The sequence below is a fragment of the Paenibacillus sinopodophylli genome (assembly GCF_005930355.1).
GTDB lineage: Bacteria > Bacillota > Bacilli > Paenibacillales > Paenibacillaceae > Pristimantibacillus > Pristimantibacillus sinopodophylli.
In genome coordinates, this window is sequence record NZ_VDBO01000001.1 from 1,746,921 (window position 1) to 1,763,750 (window position 16,830).

A 16,830-nucleotide genomic window follows, 5' to 3' on the forward strand; every position below is an offset into this window, starting at 1 on the left:
AACAACCCTGTGATTATACAACTCCATTAATCAAAAATAATTGTAAGACAACGAAAGACCGTTAATGTGGATTCACTCCACGTTAGCGGTCTACAACTTCAACTTTAAATTTTCACTTCACAACGACCCGCACTCTGCTTAAATTCGGTACCTGCGTATAGAAATCATTGTACCCACTCTTCCGATTCGATGCGGCTCGCAATACGACAAAATACGTGCCGGGTTTGGAGAATACGTATGTCTCATTCGCCTTGGCTTGCGATCTTTCTTCATTTAGATGAAGTAATTCCGCTTTTACCGAGAAGTCCGCCTTTTCTTCAAAATCCCACTCAGCAGTCACAATCTCCCCCGTATTCGGCGGGACTTCGATCGTTGCTTCGAAATATACAGTCTCGCCAACTGAAACCTCTGCACGCACACTCCCATTAGCCATGAGATCTATTACAGGTTGAATGCCTTTGCGTTCCGCTGCGCTGACCGGGACAACGACCTGCCCATCGACAACTTCATAGTTCGTGCTGGCTGGCGGCGCAATGCCCCGCTCCACCCAGTCGCTCAGATCCAACATCGCCTGATGCAACGCGGGTACATACGTTACGATGTGAAGCTCGTCGAGCGCGCCGTCCGAGCTGGTATCGGCATGCAAAGCGTGATCAACATACCAAAGTTTAAAGTGTTCATCCAAGCTCTCACCGAGATGTTCTTGCACTTTGCTGCGATACCAGTCCGCTTGCCAAGGGAATGCGCTCTCGTCCATGAGCGTCTGCACGACAATCATCTTTCCTTGAAACCGCCCGCTTTGAAGCGATCCGGCTCCTCCGAAAGCTACGGCTGGCCCAACCTGAAACGAACGCTGCGGATACAATGGCTCGCCGTTCTCATCTCGGAATTGATCCCATACAGCATAGTCTCTGGACGGAACCTGATGCCGATGATAGGTTTGAATGGCGATATAATCCGAGTTGTCGAGCACGAGCTCGTCACCCTCTTTAATAGCTTCCAGGCTTTGAACCGATGCGAAAAACCCAAACGCCGACCCGATCGTAACGACGTTTCCATTGATTCGTCCGAGTGGAATTTTCAGTCCAGCAGCCTCTCCGCTTACCACTCGAATGAACGCCCCATCGAGATAAGCTTCTGGTCCCGGCACCCTTTCCACTTTAAAGTAAGGAATGTTCTCTTCTGCTTCCGTAAGCATTTTCCAAGCCTCGTCTACGCCCATATTGTTTGCAGAAGAAGTTCCAGATGTCCCCTGCTTGCTCGGCCGCACAATCTCTGTTATGACCGTCCTAAATTGAATACGGGCTTTCGATGCTGAGCTTTCGGGATCGGCGCCAAGATAGCCAGGAACGGACCAGAACTCTTCGAAATAGCCGGAATCCATCTTCATCACAGCAGGCGTCAGAACCGTGAGGGCGCCGTCGCCAATCTCTTCGTAAGCAAACCATGCTTTGGGAGGAAAGCCCAACCTCGTCACTTCCTCAAGAGCTTGCCGCTCTTCCCCGTTCAAGCCAGCATACATGTCTCCGCTGCCCCCGGGTTCGATTGCATCGATAATACTAGGGAATTTGTGCTTAAGAATTCTCATAGCGTGGACGCGAGCCGTAAACACGTTGGGAATCGCCATCGGCGTTCCGATCACAAAGGGAACGGCTCCATCCCATATACCGGTCGTATTTTCCAAGAAGCTCATCGTCTTGAATCCGCCGCCGCTCCCTCCATAAATGTAACCGTACGGACGATGTGATCCGAATAGCTCCACCGCTTTCACCCGCGAATATAGCGCTACCGCAGCGCTTGCCCGATAGACGAGTGTAACGTCGGAAGACGCGCCTCCCATATTGGTTTCTACCAGATAAGAGCCGCTGGTTATGGCAAAGCCAATTTTGTTGTCGATGCCCTCAATCTGGAATTGGGCCGCGTTCTCGCTCCCTTGCACAGGGTAGACCGACTGAAAGAAACGTCCTTTATAGTTCTCTTCGAGCGGAAAATAAAACGAAAACCTTGTCTCGGTGCCCGTAAATCCGCCATGAACATACCGATGACGCACAGGCTCCTCTCTCCACTCGTCAATATCTACATAAGGGTTCTGAAATTGCGGGTCCTGTTGACCATCATATAACGTATTTTCATTATTTGTTTGATGCATATCGTGAGTCGACATTATTCATTTCTCCTTTTTTCTGCAAGTTCTTTTGATATTTGGGTCTGCTTTTCTTCCGTTAGATCGAACCAGATCATACAGATTGCGAATGCTCCGAATACAGCGGGCAGAACCCCAATCAGTACTTTAAGTCCGAACAATGTTCCGTCGCTTTGCTCCACACCTGGCACGTATCCAATCACCGTCAGCGCGCCTGCTGCAATCGCTCCAGATAACGCCGTCGCAAAGGTTTGGATGAAGCCGTTGAACGAGCTCATAAACGCGTTTAAGTTCAACCCACTCTTCCATTCCGTGTAATCGATTGCCGCGGGCATCATCACTCCCTGAGCCGGACTTGCGAATCCGCCAATGAGGCTGGTAACAACAGATACCGCAATAAGCAGCACAAGACCAGTCGTATCCGATGGGATAAATAAAAAGACCGGACATGTAACAAGATTGACGATTACGCCTGCAAGCACCGTATTTTTCAATCCGAAACGCCTAATTATCCTTTGACTGAAAGCTACGCCAACCAGCGTAGGAATCAAAACAACGATACCGATAATCGCCATCAAGCCTTCATTGTGGAAAAAATATTTGTAGAAATGAATCTGGACGCCGGAACGAATGCCGGAAGATATGGCGCTTGAGAACAAATAGACGTATAAAATGATTGCGTACTTGTTCGAGAACGTAGCAGCAAACATTTGTCTGAAAGAAGGTGTTTTTTTGTCTTTTTTTACAGCTACAAGATATCTTTCCTTCACTCGTACCGATTGAAAAACAGAAATCACAATCGTTACGACTGCTGCAGCTGCCATAAATACAGAAAACCCCTTCGCATCATCACCTCCGCCTAACGCTTTGTACAACGGCACCGTTCCAACCTGTACAATTAGCGCACCGAAGAGAATGAACAGGAAACCTAGCTGAGCGATTGTGATCCTTTCTTCTATTCTCTTGGTCACGGCCGGTACCACAGCTTGGCTTGGAATCGTGATAATGGAAGCGAACAGACTATAAATCACATAGGTCACGGCAGCATAAACCATTTTGCCTGGTTCATCTAGGTCTGGAACTGTAAAGGTTAGCCATCCCGAGATGGCGAAAGGAACGCCTAGAATGAGGAACCAAGGCGTGTATTTCCCCCATGGTGTAGTCATTTTATCCAGCATTGCACCAAAAATCGGGGCCAGAAGCGCATCCACAAACCGAGTAATAAGGAATAAGGCTGCAATGAAGGCCGGGCTGACTTTCATAAAATCCGTGTAAAAAAACAATAAATACATTTGAATGATTTGGTAGTGAAACGTGTTCGGTGCGTTCCCGATTACTAGCGCAATCTTTTCGCTTAGTGTAAGCCTCGGCCTCTCGCCATCGTCGTTAACGCCTGGTCCCATTGCTTCTGTAGATGCCATAAAACTCCCCCTCAAGATGCTTTCTTGTAAGCCTTTACATTGAATTATGGCACACGAATTTCGTAAAGTATGGTATGTTACGTATAATAATTGTACGAGAAGAGGATAAATGAATGGATTTCGCAAGCGATCTAACTGAGCTGGACTATTTATGTAAATGCGTTCATATAAGCTCGCAGCTGCCTGTTTTCTGCAAATGGCATGTCGACAATCATCAGGAACTCATCTGGAGCGTCGAGCTTTCCGCTCATCCAACCTTCACGGATATGGCTGATCTCTTCCGTACTGCCGCGGCGAAGGGAATAGAACTAAAGCACCCGATTATATTTGAGATCCATGATTTGGAACAGTTTGCCGTAGTGCCAGTCATTCGCAACGGGCAATGTATAGCTGTCGTCGTCATAGGACCGACTACCAGGTGGAATGCCAATGAATTGAACAGTGCCTGGTTGATTGAGCACAGTATCCCGGTCCAAGATAGGGAGAAATGGGTGGATTACATCGAGAGGCTGCCGCTTATCGATCACTTTCGTTTCCTTCATATTTGCGTATTGGCCAATTGGATCGTGAACCATGAGGCACTTGACATTACGGACGTTCTCCAATCGACGATGCAATTCAGATTAGCTGCTCAACAGCAGGAAAAGGAACTGGAGCTGGCAGATCGACGGGAGTATTCTATTTTCCATGACGGAATCGTTGGCGTAAATCAGATGCTTGAGCTTATTACACGTGGTGACAAAAACGAGTTAATGAAACAATTAGTAAAAGCAACTCGCGAGAACAACCATGTCGGAGTTCAGTCGAAACGGAGTCATATTCGCAGCGTCAAAAATCTTGCGATTTGTGGAATTGCCCTAAGCAGCCATGCAGCCATCCAAGGAGGCCTATATCAAGAACTAGCAATGACGTTATGCGACCTGCATGTTCAGCATATCGAGGAACTGCACGAATTAGGCGCGATAGAAACAGCTGTTTTTACTGCGATTTCGGATTTTGCCGATCGGGTCAATCAATGCCGAAATAGCAACCATTCTAAACCGATCCAGAAGAGCAAAGAATATATTTATAATCATCTCTTCGAGGAATTAACCCTGCAGCTGCTCTCTGAGGTAGCTGGGCTTAACCCTCACTATTTGTCCCAGCTGTTCAAGAAGGAAACTGGTCTGACTCTGATGAGTTATATCCAGCGGGAACGAATCGAGGAGGCCAAGAAGCTGCTTGAACACTCAAACGACACGATTTCGAGAATCGGTGATCGGCTTACCTTTTACGATCAAGCCCATTTCGTAAAGGCGTTCAAAAAATACGCAGGAATGACACCAAAGCAATACCGAAACCGTCAGCATTTAAACAGGTAAGAGAGACGGCTTCTTCTTTCCCGTAACGAGAGGCGTCTTCATATGGCAAACCAGCCCTGCGCTACGCACAGGGCTGGTTCTAATAGTCCTATTAGAGGTTTACATAAACAGGAATATTCGCGTTAAGCACACTGAATGTGACTATCAGCATCATACACGCAGTCTTGTCTTCAAGACTCGTCCTGCTCTTTATTAATATCATCTATAGCTGAGGCTAAGAAAGCAAGTGCAAGTCCCTGCCCCCAACCTTGAGCCCACTTTCGGTCGATGCCAAGATAACCGGCAATATCGTTCATAACCGCAGTTCCTCCCGACACATTCCTTACGCGGCCGTTGTCTGCGATGTTCCCTAGCAAGCCATCAAGCGCTTTCTGCACATGCTTCCCGTGCAGCGGGTTTCCTTGCGTAATCATAGCTGCCGCGATACCCGCCGTAGCCGACACTTCGCCGTAAGCCTCCGGATAATCAAGCACGGTACCCCAGAGGCCATCTTCCTTCTGCAGCTTCTTGATTGCGGCAAGCTGATCGCGCAAGGAACTCCATATATGCATCATAGGAGGGTATAGATAAGCTTCCGGCAATATTCGAGCCGCTCTAGACATCGTATAGGCTGCCCATGCGTTAGCCCGCGCCCAATACATGCCGGACATATGATCCTTCTTGATATGGTTGTAGCCATGGTACCACAAAGCGTCATTCTCATCCTGCAAATAATTGATATGCCACAAAAATTGATGCAGCGCGTCTTCTACAAGATGTTTTTTATCGAACATAATGCCTGTACGCAGCATGAAATAAGCCGCCATAAACAACGTATCTGCCCAGCACTGCTCGGGGAAATCGTTGTTGGCTGACACCGTATGCTGAAGCACCCGATCGCCGAAACGCAGTGCTTTATTCTCCAAATAATCAATCTTGCTGAAAATAAGCTCCGCATACCGCTCGTCCTTCGTCTGCTCGTACAAAGTGAGCAGCATATGCCCCATTGCGCACGTATTTACTGTCCAGACAGGCAATCCCGCTTCAATATATTCGTCCACCCACGCGATCATGCGATCCAAGTAGGCTTGCTCTCCCGTCACTTCGTAAGCCCGACTAACGCCGTAGTATGCCACTCCGCCCGGCCAATCCCAAGTCAGATCCATGCCGAATGTGTACTCCGCCACACGTCCGACGACTTGCTTCAATTCGCTCTCTTTTGCGCTAATTTTCAACTTGATCATCCTCTCTTAGATAGACCCGAATCGGGACCCTAATCCCGCCATATAAAATTTCAGCATAATCACGTTAATCCACTTGTCACTCCATGATTTGTATGATAAAACCGCAGTATACTCTTTCATTGTAATACTTAATTTTATAAGGTCCTATATAAAAAAACAGAAAATACATATAAGAATATGGAGGTTTATTATGAAAAAACGTATCGTTCCGCCTTCACCCGCGGAATTGCTGCCATTGCAGCTTGAATCAATTGGAGTCAGTCCTAAACAAGAAATGATGGATCGCCCAAATGGCTACCCCTATTTCCACTGGCTTCAAACGCTGGCAGGCGAAGGAGAGCTATCGACGAATGGACAAGTGTGGAAAATGACGGCATGCACGGGAGTATTGCTAACGACGGGAACTCCTCATCGTTACGAAGCAAAAAATGGCTATTGGCATACAGGATTTATTACATTTCATGGGAGCATGGCAGCGAGCTTCGTCCAATCCTTCGGTTGGAACATAGCGGAGCGATTCCAATGGGAATCTGGCAATGACCAAATCTCAAAGTTATTAGTTGATATGCTAGCGACCGCCGAATCTGGAGGCGACCCATCGGGATGGCAATTTTCATCGGATTTGTACAAATTCCTTACGCTGCTGCGAACCGATGCCAGAACGGACAACCGGCCATCCATTACGAAACGGCTGGAGCGTGTTCAACTGCTGCTGGACTGGCTCGAGGAGGAGTTCGCTGATCCCGGAATTGGGCTTATAGAAATGGCCGCCAAGCTTCATATCGGTGAGAGGCAGCTGAACGAAAAGTTTAGGGAGCTGTTTGGCCAGACGGCCTATGCTTATTTAATTCAATTGCGGATTCGTAAAGCGAAGGAATGGCTTCCTTCCCGGCCAGACTGGACGGTACGCCGAATTGGCGAAGCAGTCGGCTTCCGCGATGCGAGCCATTTCGTAGCTACATTCAGGCGAAAGGAAGGCATAACACCAGAAACGTACCGAAGGCTGCACGGCACGGGGACAAATTAAGGCATGTAGTAAAAAGACGACCTCCTTCACTTAAGAAGGAAGTCGTCTTTCACCATTACAGTATGATACCAAATCCACTTCCGAGTGGATGACCAGCTACCAGATAGGCTTTCGCGCTGCGCTGCAAGCTTGTTAACTCATCATATTCGGAGGGATTGGCATTTACCTTGTTGAATATTCTTTGCTCGGCTTCCTTTGATTCTAGATCTACATCATAAATATTGAACAATGTTTGAAATTGCAAAATATTTGAAGTAGCGCTTAAGACCTCGGTCAGCTTTGGGTAAAGCAGCCATGAATGACAAACATAAACCGGAGTTACCCCTCTGAAAAAAGCTCGCGCAAGCTCTAACGATTTCTCTACGCCTTGAGGCGTTAACGGCTCTCCAGACGGGATATGCACATTACATACGATTTGGTTTTTAACTATTTTGCGGCCATTTACTACTAATTCACGGTCAAAGGCAATAGGCTGGAATTGCAGTCTTCCGAGTCGGAACAACCGAAGCTGTACATGCTCCTGCAGCCAGTTATATTCCTCGATGCCGTATTCACCATACTCACGCACACAAACCGTACACCAAATGTGAATGTCAGAGAAGGTGTCATAGTAGACTTCATCGCTGATCCCTCGAATTCGGTATTCCGCATAGGCATCTACCCCAAACCGGACTAATAAATAAAGTAATAATTTTCGATAGCTCACCGTTTGCTTAACACTTTCAAAGAAGGATCCATAGTCCACATAAAAATGTTGTTTATGTGCTTCATACGTTTCATCCTCCATATGATATGCATACACTTGCTGCGCAGCAGCAGGTTCAAGCTTAATACCTTCGCAAAACAATTTGATATCCAATCAAAACACGCCCCATTTCTTCAATGTACAGCAAATGCCTTGCAATACTTGCAACATCAAATTAGAAATTACAGTGACCTTGGTAGGATACAATAACCAGTACAATTTCAGCAAGGTTTTTAAAGTTGTAACGGGGCTAACAAGACCGATTCTAAAAACTCGAGTTCAGATAATCGTAGCTGAGTTGACACAAACGAATACATCGGTATACAATTGTATACACCGACACTAAATAAAAGTATGATGCATGATTAGAAATATACCCTAACAAAGAAAACGGAGGTTTATTGCAATGAGACATGAAGAGCATCCAGGACATCGAAAACATGGCAGACATCACGAGGGACATGGCGGCCGGGGATCTAGGCATACAGGAGCACAAACATTTCGACGGGGGCGCGCGCTTGAATTTTTGCAAAGGTTAGACGTGAAGCGCACAACGCTTATCGAACAGCTGGAACAGCCTGAGCTGAAGACGATCCATCAGGTAATAGCTGGAGAATTGAAAGCAATTGAAATGGTTCGGAACGAGTTTATTGATCTATTCGGTCTTCATGATGACCAAAAGGACGGCATAAACGAGCTCGCAAAGAACGGGTTCGCACATGATCAACATGTACCTGACACCGTATCTGGGGAAAACGAATAATACCCCACTAGACACAACCCAGCAGAACATTATTTTTAAAAATTCAAAACCACAAGGAGGCGCTCTCATTTGGATATTATAGAAATCATCAACTCTCGTCGTAATACAAAAAGTTTCAAATCAGATACTGTACAGAAGGAACTAATCAATAAGTGGCTGCAAGCTGGTACAATGGCTCCTAATCATAAAATGACTGAGCCGTGGGAAGTGTATTGGGTTGGTGAGGCTACCAGAACAAAGCTAAATCACAAAACGAACTTCTTCAATGCTCCTATCGTACTTGCCATTCTCTCCAAACACGGAGCCAATGAAATTGAAACAACAGAAAACACAGTAGCCACCGCTTGCTTTGTACAAAACTTTAACTTAGCTGCGTGGGCAGACGGCGTTGGAACCTTCTGGTCATCTCTGGCAGTTGCTCCGAAAATCCGTGAAATACTTGCTGTTCCAGAAGGCTATGATGTTATCGGGGTATTTGGTGTTGGTTATCCAGAAGAAGTAAATCCGCCGAGAGAGCGTACAGCTATCCTAGAAAAAATGAAATACCTTCCGTAACATGAAAAAGGTCAGATACACATATCGTGTACCTGACCTTTTTCATACTGCATTCTTCTATTGTTATTCAAAAACCGCGTCTGGCGTAAGTGTAACAAAGCTCCCGGAGGATTCGATCTGCCCAGTAGCCTCCAAATAGTCATCGACGATTCCACTAGTGTCAGCTGTGCTGGATAACAGCCAGTCCGTATAAAGCTCACCGAATTTCTCGTAGAACCAATCGGATGTATATTCACTAAATGTTCCAAACATCGTATAAATTTCTTTCACCGTATTTTGTCTCTTTTTACCGCTGTCATCGATCCATGTAATTTTTTTGTTCAAATCTATCTTCTGAATATCTTTCACCTGAGTAGATACTATTGTACCGTTAATCTTATAATAAATCTCCAGCTTTCCTTCGTACTTATGACCTTTCAGAAGCTGCCAGCCTTTCATCGAGCCTGTTGCTGCCACATGATACATTTTCCCGGTGCTGGTGCTCGTAGGCTTAGGAATTTCAAATGAAATATTTTTAGGAACCTCTCCAATGTATACAGTCGAGGTAGGAACATGTACGTTCACCCCATAACCTAGCATTTGAGCAACAACTCTCATTGGAGCGTATGTACTCCCCTTGAAAACAATATTATCTGATGAGAGCTTCTTGCCATTCACTTTGATAGCTACTTCATTCAGAGCCAAATTGATCTTCACCTTCCTCGGCTTCTCCAGTGTAACGGAAGACTTCGCAGGCGCAGTTGTGCTCCAAGTGGACAGAATTGAAGCTGGTACCTCCCCTTCGGGTACAGTTCCGATGTATATCGTTTTCGTCTCTTTATAGAAATTAACAGGCAGTTTCATCATCTCAGCTACCGCACGAATCGTTACATAGGTCGTATTATTATACAAAAGATTATTATTCGCTACATCTACATTGTTTACTTTTACTTTAAACTTGTTGATTTCAACCTCAGCACTTTTCGTTTGTGCTGCGAACACATTCGTTTGAAAGAGCAGAATGAATGCGCAGATGAAAATCAGCATTTTTTTGGACATATGGACAGCTCCTTGGATATATTTTCTATCAGTATATCACAAGTCCTAATTTGGTAGATATATACAGATGAAAGTTTATACGTCCCTAGACCTACTTTGTCGATTAATGATGAGAATGAAATAGTATTCTACGATTATAAAAGTTCAACTCATGTTTTTCGGATAGAATCCACCGCGTGACTGGTTCTTCCGATCGCTTTTGTTTCCAGTTTTCTTTATCCTATAGCTAAATTAGAAAAACCAAAACTTCCACTTGGAAGGAATTTGAAGTGATCACTGTCGAATAAGTAAAAGAATAGAATCATAGATCGAAATCGCTTCAAACCACCTGGAAGGAGTGATCCTACTTGCAGTTCCTGAGAACGGACATACGTCAGCCGTTACAATTTATTTCAGCAGGACATTTGCATTCGCTTCGCTCTTGGACGCATTCACGCCGCAGGATCGACAGCTATGAAATTATTGTTGGCGTCAAGGGAACGCAATATATACAGCAGCAGAACGAATGTTTTGAAGTCGGACCGGGAAACATGCTGCTTCTGCTGCCAGGTGAAACTCACTTCGGCTACCAGCCGAGCGAGGGCGAGCTTACATTTTATTGGGTACATTTCCTATGTCCCGAGAATGCGCGAATTTGTGGAGAGGACGAGTGGCTCGAGGATAGAAGTCGATGGGAAGCCGAAGAGCAGCTGGCTGCTATTAACGAATACGCCTATTTGCCTCTATTTTTCCAATGCGGCCATCCAGATAAAATTGATATCCTGTTCCACCAGCTCCAGCATCTTGCCAATTCTAAGCTTATTCATTACTCCGCACTGCACTATCGGATGACTTCATTGTTTCTAGAGCTCGCCGAGCAGGCGGAATCGGGCCATGCACTCGGCGCACCCATACCGCCTGATCCGCTAGTAGCCGAAATCGTAGAATGGATTCGCATCCATACGGCAGAGCCGCTTACGGCTTCCATTATCGCTGACAAATACGGTTACAATCGGGACTATCTGTCCAGACAGTTCAAGCGCTTTTTGGGTAGAAATCTTCATGAATATATTTTGGCACAAAAAATGTTCAAAGCGAAGTCGCTGCTGGCTGGAACCAAGCGCACCGTGAAACAAATTGCGCATGATGTCGGCATTCCGGACGAGAAATATTTTATTCGCCTATTTCGCAAACACGAGCATCTTACGCCAACGGGCTATCGGAACGCTTACTACCTCAAGCATATGAACGTCGAATAAATGGTCATCTCAATAGAAAACCTTCCCCAAGCGCATCCTGCGGATCAAGAATGAATTCGCACGAAGCGATCAGTCTAGCGCTGGCGGTCAAAGTCCAGACTAATTCCTCATTGCCGTACCCAATATGGTCAGCAGACAAGACTATGCATTCGACTGCTCCGCCCGCAAGTCCGATGAAGCGATGGGGGACATCGACATTCGCCCCCTCCGCGCGCAGCTTAGAGAGCATCGCTCCAATCGCAATCCTGTTCGGAGCGCGAAACAAGCAACCATCGCGGCCCATCGCGGCGAGTACCCATTCACTGCCGTCGCGCTCCTCTGCAAGCAATGCGGCTCCTCCACCGTCTTCGCAGCTTCCCATATACTGCTCAATCTCATACGCATTATGGGGTTGAAGCGACAATCCGACATCTGAAGCGCGAACAACCGTGTAAGCATCAAGCTCGGACAATAGCAGCCGGCAAACGGCAGATCGTCGTTTTTCCTCATCTACTGAACCAACCGCAATCGATCCGCTCTCTGTCTCAAACATGATTCCAGCGGTATTTGCCAGCAACCCGGATTCCGTCAAAGCCCAAGCAGCGCCCAGCGCATCCATTCCATCCACTAGGCATGGACCTGCCGAATCGAATATCATCAAGCCGTAATCGCCTATTCGCGATGATGTAACAACACCGATACGCATCGCAGTATGCCCTCTCGGTTCGTGCTGCAGCCAGCGTAGTGCCGAACGTTCCCCTTCCCATAGTCGCAACGCTTTTCCCGAGAGTGACTCTACCTCACGGTGCTCCGGAGCATCGAACAGAACACGAAGCGGCCAGCCAGCGACATGGACATCCAGCGATTTGGCTATTCTACTAAATTTCATAAGTGCGCCATCTCCTCTCAGTGGTCGTTTGGAGGTACGAACAGAAAACCTTCGTTCAACGGGTCTGCCGGATTGGAATAAAACGTATGCATGCCCATTATCCGCGCAGTTCCGGCAATTTCGGTAACGACGGCTGGCTGCATGCCAATCATCGTCTGCTCCACCACCTTGCCTCTGAACAGCGAGCCAACGATACTTTCGTATACGAACGTCTCGCGGATACCGATCTTGCCCTGCGCGAACATCGCTGCCAGCTTTGCCGATGTGCCCGTGCCGCAAGGCGAGCGGTCGATGCCTCCTGGAGGCACGACGACCGCATTGCGCAAATCGGCCGCCGGATGGCGGGCATCGCCGTAGAACTCAACATGCGTTACCCCTCGTATAAACGGAGATACCGGATGCTCGACGACCAAGCTTTTATTGATCGCATGCCTGATCTGAACAGCTTGCCGCACGATTGCTGCCGCATTCGAGGGCTCAAGCTGCAAGCTTATTGTACGGGCATCTATGATCGCGAAGAAATTGCCGCCGTAAGCAATCTCGTATGCCACGTCTCCGAGCCCCGGAACATTAACACTGCCCACGCTATGCAGAAATGATGGAATATTACGGAAAGCCACTTGAATAGCGGTTCCTTCCTTAACCATCACCTCCGCACGAACAAGACCAGCTGGGGTATCCAGCTTAATCACCGTGACTGGCTCCTCTACCGGAACAAGTCCGCATTCAACCAAAGCGGTACAAAACCCGATCGTATCATGTCCGCACATCGGCAAGTAGCCGCCTGTTTCGATATAAATAACACCAACGTCCGCTTCTTCATGGCATGGCGGCACGAGGCAAACACCAGACATCACCTCATGCCCGCGTGGTTCGTTCATCAGCAGACGCCGAATGCCGTCATGATTTTGTTTCATATCAAACATCTTTTCCGCCATTGTAACTCCCTCAAGCTTAGGCATGCCGCTTATAATGGTTCGTGTCGGATTGCCTCCTGTATGCGTGTCAATCGTGCGAAACACCTGATTTGCGTTCATATCCGCTATCCCCTTCTTTCTTATGGAATCGACTGAATCGGAGCGGTTCCGCCGGAATGCATGTCGCCATGGCACCCGTAAGCAGCTCCGCCATCAGCTTTCCGGTTACAGCAGCCAGGCTGATGCCGTCTCCTTCGTGTCCCGCCGCAATATAGAAGCCCGGCAAGTCTTCCACTTCGGATACAATTGGCAAATGATCGGGCGTCCAAGGACGCAAGCCCGTATATGTCCGGATGATTTGAAAATCGGACAAGGCAGGATAAAAGCGGAGCAGCCGTCTAGCCATGCAGGCAATGACATCCGGCTTTACTTCCGTATCGAAACCGACAAACTCCCGGCTGGATCCAATTAGAAAGTTCTGGCTTTCAGTGGGCTCAAAAACAAGAGCCACGCCGTATTGTTCAGTCAAGCGATCGACTTGACGAGAGCCGCCGAATTTGGACATCAAATAGCCGAACTCCATCACCTTGCGCCTACCCACAGGCTGCTGCCTAGATGCGACAATGAGATGGCCTTTGCGCGGAACAATCGGAATGTCTATTCCAACCATTCCCCCAATTGTTGGCGCCCAGCAGCCAGCTGCGTTGACAACCTTTTCCGCGACCCATGTGCCTCGGTCCGTCTCAACGGCATAACCTTTCCCGCTTAGTTTAGTCACGTTCTGTACCGTTGTACCCAAACAGATTTCCGCCCCAAGCCGTCTCGCTCCGCCCGAGAGTGAATAGGTTAGCAAATATGGATTCACTGTCGAGTCAGAGCTGCATTCCAGTCCACCGGGAAGATCATCAGCGAAATAGCGTGACTCCTGACGTATGTCGTAACGGTCGAGCATTCGAAACGGCAGTCCTAGCCCCGCTTGCCGCTCTACCCAGCTTCTCGCCGCTTCCATTTCCAATTCCGTCTCACACACGAACACACTGCCGGGAGCCCGGTATTCGAATGACTGCTCCAGCTCTCGTGTCAGCTCTGCTACAATGCGCTGACTTTCAATCGACATGAGGCTGTCAAAGCCAGGCTCCTTATCGATAACGAGAATATTCCCGTCGCATCGCGACGATGTACCTTGCGCAATCTCACCGCGTTCAAGCATGGCGACGGACAATCCAGTCTTAGCCGCAAAATAAGACACGGACGCGCCAATAATGCCGCCACCCAACACCAGCACGTCTGCATGCCGTTTAACGGTCATAAGCTTCACCTGCCCATACATATATTTACACTTTTGATTTACAGTGTAATAATTAAGATACACTTTTCAAGGGAGGGTCCATCGTTGCAGCCAACAGCTTCCGAGCATCATCAGTCCGATCCATTCCATAATCTGATCGGGGAATGTGCAGCATTGCTCACTGTTATTGAGACAGCCCGCAAGCTCGCGCATACTACTGCTACCATAACGCTCACGGGAGAAACGGGGGTCGGCAAAGAAGTGTTCGCAAGGGGCATTCATGCGCTTCGTGAAGCGGCTGGCTCCCCGTTCGTCGCGGTCAATTGCGGCGCCTTGATGGCCAGCCTAGCCGAGAGCGAGCTGTTCGGCTATGAGAAAGGCGCGTTCTCGGGAGCTGACCCACGCGGCAAACCCGGTAAAATCGAGCTCGCTCGAGGCGGCACGCTGTTTCTGGACGAAATCGGTGAACTGCCGCTTGATTTGCAAACGAAGCTGCTGCGTATGCTCGAGGACCGCGAATATTATCCGGTCGGCGGTACACGCACTCTCCACTCAAACTGCCGCTTCATCGCCGCAACAAATCGTGATCTGAACCAGCTTGTAGCACAAGGAAAGTTCAGGGAGGATCTGTATTACAGGCTAAGCGTGATAGAGCTGGACATCCCACCCCTGCGGCACCGTTCCGAGGACATTCCACTTCTCGCCGTAACGTTCGCGAGACAGTTCGGATACACCAAGCCACTAGACAATGGACTGCAAGCTCTGCTTATTAAGCATCCATGGCCTGGCAATGTCCGCGAGCTCCGCAATGCAATCGAGCGTTTATGCGTGTTGTCCGCAGGCGAATCACTGAATAATGAGCATCTTCCTCCAGCAGTGCTGCGCAGCGCTGGCCAGTGGTCGCCCCTCTCCGAGCAGCAAGCTGGGCAAGGCCCTCCTTTGCCAAGGCAAGGTGCTTTATCAGATTGGCTGGGAAATTATGAACGCCGTTTTATCCAGTCAGCACTCAAGGAAACGAACGGCAACAAGCAGGCAGCCGCTCAGCTTCTCGGCATCTCGCGGATGACACTCTATAAGCGGATTAGCACCTTGTTTGGCAATGATTCTCTGAATTAAAGACGTCTTAATTGCTTAGAAAAACCAGTTAACTGCTCTACGAAGCCATTCTCATTTACATACAGATCATCTTCAATCCGAATCCCGCCGACACCGGGGATGTAAATGCCCGGCTCGATTGTGATCAGCAGGCCGGTCGTGACAAGCTGTTCATTCCAGCCGTGTACGAAAGGCGGCTCATGGATTTCTGTGCCGAGACCGTGGCCTACGCGGTGGGGAAAGTAGTCTCCGTAGCCACAACTTCGAATCCACGACCTTGCCGCTTCGTCAACCGACGCCAGCGGCGCACCCGTCTGCAGTGCTGCAATCGCCCGCCGATTGGCCTCCAACACCGTTTCGTGAATTTTCTCTTGCTCCGCTGTCCCTTGACCGACAAGGAACGTTCGCGTCATATCCGATAAGTAGCCTTCATGAATCACCCCCATATCGACGAGCAGAATATCACCCTCGACAATTGCGTAATCTCCGGTTTCCCCATGGGGCAGGGCAGAACGCTTGCCCCCCAGCACGGTCGTCTTGAATGCAGAACCAGTCCCTCCTGCCTGCACAATCTGCCTGTCAATTTCCTCGGCCAACTCTCTCTCCTTCATCCCTCGGCGAAAGTGGCCTAATGCCGCTTCGAGAGCAGTGTCAGCGAAACCTGCCGCCGTTTTCACGAGGTCTGCCTCTGCCCGCGTCTTGCGGCCGCGTATCTGTCCAACAACTTCGCCAATATCGACAAACTCCGTATTCGGCCATAGCTCAGCCAGTTGTTCAGCTGTTTTCCACGTCAGCGCGTCTTTTTCGACACCGCAGCACTTAGGCTCCCCGCCGCAAGCTTCCCTCAATGCTTCAGTCGCTGGCCTGCCGTCCGGTATGGGCACCAGCCTGTCAATTCCTTGCACTGCACCTGCCTTCGTTTCATCCAATTGCGGAACAAACAATGTCGTTGTTCCATCCGCCTTTATCCATAGCGCCATGAATCGTTCCATCGGATCCGATCGGAATCCCGTCAAATAAGCGATTGACGCCGGCGATATGACGAGTGCTGCCTCGATAGCCCTTTTCGCAAGCTTTTCCTGCAGCACATTCCTTCTGTTTCTGTACAACATAAACAAAATAGCCTCCCTCCTTATTAAGCAGTTTGG

The 16,830-nt window shown here is 48.4% G+C and carries 15 protein-coding genes; 6 read left to right on the forward strand and 9 right to left on the reverse strand.

Annotated elements, in window-relative coordinates:
* Positions 1-112 precede the first annotated feature (112 nt).
* Positions 113-2,164, reverse strand: a complete 2,052-nt coding sequence (locus tag FGT79_RS07955; RefSeq protein ID WP_212758522.1) for a hypothetical protein — start codon at positions 2,162-2,164, stop codon at positions 113-115.
* Entirely contained in the window at positions 2,164-3,564 is a 1,401-nt protein-coding gene (locus tag FGT79_RS07960) for an MFS transporter (protein ID WP_138752162.1), read from the reverse strand. The genes FGT79_RS07955 and FGT79_RS07960 overlap by 1 nt, the downstream gene beginning before the upstream one ends.
* A gap of 113 nt (positions 3,565-3,677) precedes the next feature.
* Between FGT79_RS07960 and FGT79_RS07965 the strand changes: the two genes are divergently transcribed.
* Entirely contained in the window at positions 3,678-4,925 is a 1,248-nt protein-coding gene (locus tag FGT79_RS07965) for a helix-turn-helix domain-containing protein (protein WP_138752163.1), read from the forward strand.
* A 170-nt stretch (positions 4,926-5,095) separates the two neighbouring features.
* Here FGT79_RS07965 and FGT79_RS07970 read toward each other — a convergent pair whose 3' ends face one another.
* On the reverse strand, positions 5,096-6,139 hold the full coding sequence (locus FGT79_RS07970; protein ID WP_425464991.1) for a glycoside hydrolase family 88/105 protein: 1,044 nt from the start codon (positions 6,137-6,139) through the stop codon (positions 5,096-5,098).
* A gap of 199 nt (positions 6,140-6,338) precedes the next feature.
* Between FGT79_RS07970 and FGT79_RS07975 the strand changes: the two genes are divergently transcribed.
* Positions 6,339-7,175 carry an AraC family transcriptional regulator gene (locus tag FGT79_RS07975; protein ID WP_138752165.1) on the forward strand — a complete coding sequence of 279 codons (837 nt, stop codon included), beginning with the start codon at positions 6,339-6,341 and terminating at the stop codon, positions 7,173-7,175.
* A 55-nt stretch (positions 7,176-7,230) separates the two neighbouring features.
* Here FGT79_RS07975 and FGT79_RS07980 read toward each other — a convergent pair whose 3' ends face one another.
* Positions 7,231-8,034 (reverse strand): acyltransferase domain-containing protein, encoded by an 804-nt coding sequence (locus tag FGT79_RS07980; RefSeq protein WP_138752166.1) that lies wholly within the window; start codon positions 8,032-8,034, stop codon positions 7,231-7,233.
* A gap of 292 nt (positions 8,035-8,326) precedes the next feature.
* Here FGT79_RS07980 and FGT79_RS07985 point away from each other — a divergent pair, with 292 nt between their 5' ends.
* Both FGT79_RS07985 and FGT79_RS07990 read left to right on the forward strand, forming a co-directional pair.
* Positions 8,327-8,683 (forward strand): hypothetical protein, encoded by a 357-nt coding sequence (locus tag FGT79_RS07985; protein ID WP_212758524.1) that lies wholly within the window; start codon positions 8,327-8,329, stop codon positions 8,681-8,683.
* A 69-nt stretch (positions 8,684-8,752) separates the two neighbouring features.
* Positions 8,753-9,238: a nitroreductase family protein gene (locus FGT79_RS07990; protein ID WP_138752167.1), complete on the forward strand. Its 486-nt coding sequence runs from the start codon at positions 8,753-8,755 to the stop codon at positions 9,236-9,238.
* Positions 9,239-9,301: 63 nt separating this feature from the next.
* On the opposite strand, the gene FGT79_RS07995 is transcribed toward FGT79_RS07990, so the two are convergent.
* A complete protein-coding gene (locus tag FGT79_RS07995) occupies positions 9,302-10,276 on the reverse strand; it encodes a stalk domain-containing protein (protein ID WP_138752168.1) in 975 nt (324 codons plus the stop codon).
* 347 nt (positions 10,277-10,623) lie between these two features.
* Between FGT79_RS07995 and FGT79_RS08000 the strand changes: the two genes are divergently transcribed.
* Positions 10,624-11,514, forward strand: coding sequence for an AraC family transcriptional regulator (locus tag FGT79_RS08000; RefSeq protein WP_138752169.1), 891 nt, complete (start codon positions 10,624-10,626; stop codon positions 11,512-11,514).
* 4 nt (positions 11,515-11,518) lie between these two features.
* Here the strand turns inward: FGT79_RS08000 and FGT79_RS08005 are convergent, their stop codons facing one another.
* Genes FGT79_RS08005 through FGT79_RS08015 form a run of 3 tightly spaced genes read right to left on the reverse strand, consistent with a single transcriptional unit; the run spans position 11,519 to position 14,608 of the window.
* Positions 11,519-12,382, reverse strand: a complete 864-nt coding sequence (locus FGT79_RS08005) for a proline racemase family protein (RefSeq protein ID WP_138752170.1) — start codon at positions 12,380-12,382, stop codon at positions 11,519-11,521.
* A gap of 17 nt (positions 12,383-12,399) precedes the next feature.
* A complete protein-coding gene (locus FGT79_RS08010; protein WP_138752171.1) occupies positions 12,400-13,419 on the reverse strand; it encodes a proline racemase family protein in 1,020 nt (339 codons plus the stop codon).
* On the reverse strand, positions 13,388-14,608 hold the full coding sequence (locus FGT79_RS08015) for an NAD(P)/FAD-dependent oxidoreductase (protein WP_138752172.1): 1,221 nt from the start codon (positions 14,606-14,608) through the stop codon (positions 13,388-13,390). Before FGT79_RS08015 ends, FGT79_RS08010 begins: the two co-directional genes overlap by 32 nt.
* Before the next feature lie 84 nt (positions 14,609-14,692).
* Here FGT79_RS08015 and FGT79_RS08020 point away from each other — a divergent pair, with 84 nt between their 5' ends.
* Positions 14,693-15,703 (forward strand): sigma-54 interaction domain-containing protein, encoded by a 1,011-nt coding sequence (locus FGT79_RS08020; RefSeq protein WP_171056123.1) that lies wholly within the window; start codon positions 14,693-14,695, stop codon positions 15,701-15,703.
* Here the strand turns inward: FGT79_RS08020 and FGT79_RS08025 are convergent.
* Positions 15,700-16,794, reverse strand: a complete 1,095-nt coding sequence (locus tag FGT79_RS08025; protein WP_138752174.1) for a M24 family metallopeptidase — start codon at positions 16,792-16,794, stop codon at positions 15,700-15,702. The genes FGT79_RS08020 and FGT79_RS08025 overlap by 4 nt on opposite strands.
* Between the last annotated feature and the right edge of the window lie 36 nt (positions 16,795-16,830).